We start from the raw sequence: 3,034 nt of genomic DNA, 5'->3' as shown, positions 1-3,034 counted from the left end.
GTGCCGCTGGCGCTGGCGGGGGCGCTGGCGGGGGCGCTGCCGGGGTCTGCGCCGCTGGCGCTGGCGAGGACGGCGCCCGTGCCGCCGACCCGCCGCCGTCCCTGAGCTCGGACTCGTCCCCGCTGGTCATGCCCGTCTCCCCACGCCGAACGCACATCCTGCCCAACGATGGCGATTCTGGCGCATGCCACCGACAGAACTCGTAGGCCCCACCGGCCGGCGGGCGAAGAACCGATGAAAACCTTCACGTCAGGGATGTGACCCGCAAGCCCGGGGTGACTCGGTGCGGTAAGCGGCTTGCGATGACCGTCAGCCCGGACCGTCAGCCCCGGTGGCGGCCTGCGCAGCGAGCAGGGTGTTGCGCAGCAACATCGCGATCGTCATCGGCCCCACCCCGCCCGGCACCGGGGTCAGTTTCCCGGCCACCTCGCGCACCGCCTCGAAATCCACGTCGCCACGCAGGCCCTGCGGGGTCCGGTGCATGCCGACGTCGATGACGGTGGCGCCCGGCTTCACCGCGTCGGCGCCGATGATCGCCTGCTTTCCCGCTGCGACGACGAGCACGTCGGCGCCGCGGCAGACCGCCGCCAGGTCCCGTGTACGGGAGTGACAGATCGTTAGGGTCGCGTTACGTCCCACCAGCAGCGCTGCCACCGGACGACCGACCAGCTCCGAACGACCGACGACGACCGTGGGCGTACCGGACAACTCGACGTCGTAGGAGTCCAGCAACTCGATGATCCCGGACGGTGTGCAGGGCCGCAGACCCGGCAGACCCCGGGCGAGCAGACCGACGCTGGCGGTGGTGAGCCCGTCAACGTCCTTCCCGGGTGGGATCCGGCCGACGAGCGCGGCCCCGTCCAAGCCTTCGGGCACCGGAAGCTGCAGCAGAATACCCGACACGGCCGGATCGGCGGAAAGATCATCCAAGAGCGCCGCGACCTTCTCCTGGGAGGTGTCGGCCGGCAGGTGTTGATGCAGGTCGGCCATGCCGGCCTCGACACAGGCCCGACGCTTGCCACCGACGTACACGGCGGACGCGGGGTCGTCACCCACGAGCACGGTCGCGAGGCCGGGCTGGATGCCGGTCCGGTCGCGGAACTCAGCGACCTCCCTGGCCACCTTCTCACGCACTCTGCGGGCGACGGCCTTGCCGTCGATTGTCACTGCGCTCACTATCGGCCCTTCGCGTCACGGTCGTCAGATCATGTCCGGGTTCTATTCGGGTCTCCGATCCGGGTCATGCCCGGGTCCGATCCGGTCTCCAAGCCGGGTCATGCCCGGGTCAGCCAGGCGTCCGGCGCGGTCCCCCGACATCCGGCAGAGCCCGAGCGAGCACGCTACGCCAACATGGCACACAGGTGCCCGGTACCGTCATACCCACCACCGAGGGGAACCCTCGGGCGCGGGAAGCACCGACGCCGGCCACATTGTGGGGAGCAAGGCACGTGGGGAGCAAGGCACGGTCCAGGGACCGCAGACCGTGCTCAGGTCCCCCCACATTCACCGGCGACGGCCGCCGGGTGACGGCTAGCCGACGGCCGGGTGACGGCCGGTGGCCGTCACGGGCGGGCCGCTGGAACTCCCGAATAGGCCACGGCGGCCAGCCAGAGACGAACCTCACGCGGGGTACACAGACGAACGACCCGGTGTCCGGCGTGGTGTTCGGCGATGCTGTCGGCGAGACGGTTGCGGCTGGTACTCGGATATCTCCACAGCCACGTGAGAAAAGCGAGGGCAAGCCGTTCTGGGCAGCTCGCGGCGAGGTCGGGACGGTTCCGCCCGTGCCACCGTACCCAGCGTCGCAGGACTCGTGGGATGGTGATCCGCCGCGGCAGGTCCAGGAACACGATGAGGTCGGCGGCGGGAATGCGCAGGTCCAGCGTGCCGCCGTAGTTCCCGTCCATCACCCATGCGGGCTCGGCGACGAGGTCGGCAACGACGGACCGCCATTGCGCCGTGGGTGTCTCGACCCATCCCGGTTGCCAGAAGTACCGGTCGAGATGCACGAGCGGCAGTCCGGTCTGGCGCGCGAGCTCACGCGCCAGGGTGCTCTTGCCCGCCCCGCCGCTGCCGACGACGAGGATCCGCCGGGCGTCAGAGGACATCGCTGCCGGCGCGGAGTCACGGCTCGTCCCGAGCGCATTCACCCGGTCAGTGTCCCACTGGTGCGCCCGGCCTGGTGGCGAAACATCGTCCTTCATCCTGACCCGACCGTCACCGCCAAGCCGAGGGGGTGAGCCGCCGACGGTGCCAGCGTGTCGTTGGTTGACGACGGTAGATCATGTTGCAATCCTCCGGCCTCGGAGAGTTGGCATTGCGTGATGGCTCCACGAACTCCTCCAGCCGGTCGACCGACGTCGGCCGATCACCATCGACGGCTGACCGTGGCAGCCGACCAGAGGAGATCATTTCGCGATGAACGATCGAAGGACATTCATCCGTGCCGCCACGGTGGCCACGACCCTCGCGCCCTGGTCGCTCGGCTACCTCGGCTCCGCCACCGCGGCGGGCGCGGCCACCGCGGCGCCGTCCTCCCCACCCGCGCCCACCCGACCCGCCGTCGTGGACATTCCATCCCCGACCGGGGTCTCCGGTCTCCTCACCGGCGGCAACACCGCAGGCCTTTTCGCGGGCTACTGGCAGACCTCATCATCCGAGCTCAGTGGGTTCGTCTACCACGACGGTACGGTGCGCAGCCTGCCGGGGAACAGCCGGCCGGCCGCGGTGAGCGAGGCCGGCGTGGTCGTCGGCGAGAACACCACGCGTTACAGCCGGGAGGCGTTCCGCTGGAACCGTGGCGTCTATCAGTCGCTGGGATTCCTCGGCGGCACCCCCAGTCAGGGCGGACAGTCCAGTACCGCGGTCGACGTCAGCGACACCGGATTCATCGTGGGGACCAGCACCACCAATACGGGCGAGCAGCACGCCTACCGGTGGTCGAACGGCACGATGACGGATCTGGGCACGCTTGGCGGACCGTTGAGTTCCGCCGTGGCCGTCACGGTGCAGGGAAGGGTGGTGGGTAACAGCG

At 69.8% G+C, this 3,034-nt stretch carries 2 protein-coding genes and 1 pseudogene; 1 reads left to right on the top strand and 2 read right to left on the bottom strand.

All coding sequences use genetic code 11. The features are described from left to right. Positions 1-309: 309 nt before the first annotated feature. The gene (gene folD, locus AC08OX_RS16545) at positions 310-1,176 is read right to left on the bottom strand and encodes a bifunctional methylenetetrahydrofolate dehydrogenase/methenyltetrahydrofolate cyclohydrolase FolD (protein ID WP_476608645.1); all 867 of its coding nucleotides are present in this window, start codon (positions 1,174-1,176) and stop codon (positions 310-312) included. Between the two features lie 386 nt (positions 1,177-1,562). Then, the gene (locus AC08OX_RS16540; RefSeq protein WP_476608644.1) at positions 1,563-2,150 is read right to left on the bottom strand and encodes a P-loop NTPase family protein; all 588 of its coding nucleotides are present in this window, start codon (positions 2,148-2,150) and stop codon (positions 1,563-1,565) included. A 268-nt stretch (positions 2,151-2,418) separates the two neighbouring features. On the opposite strand from AC08OX_RS16540, the pseudogene AC08OX_RS16535 reads away from it, so the two are divergent. Then, positions 2,419-3,034: pseudogene (locus tag AC08OX_RS16535) on the top strand (HAF repeat-containing protein); the annotation flags it as partial.

This window comes from Frankia sp. CoBUL1 (genome assembly GCF_978021245.1).
The sequence above is the reverse complement of the archived record's forward strand: the minus strand, read 5'-3'. Positions and strand labels throughout refer to the sequence as shown.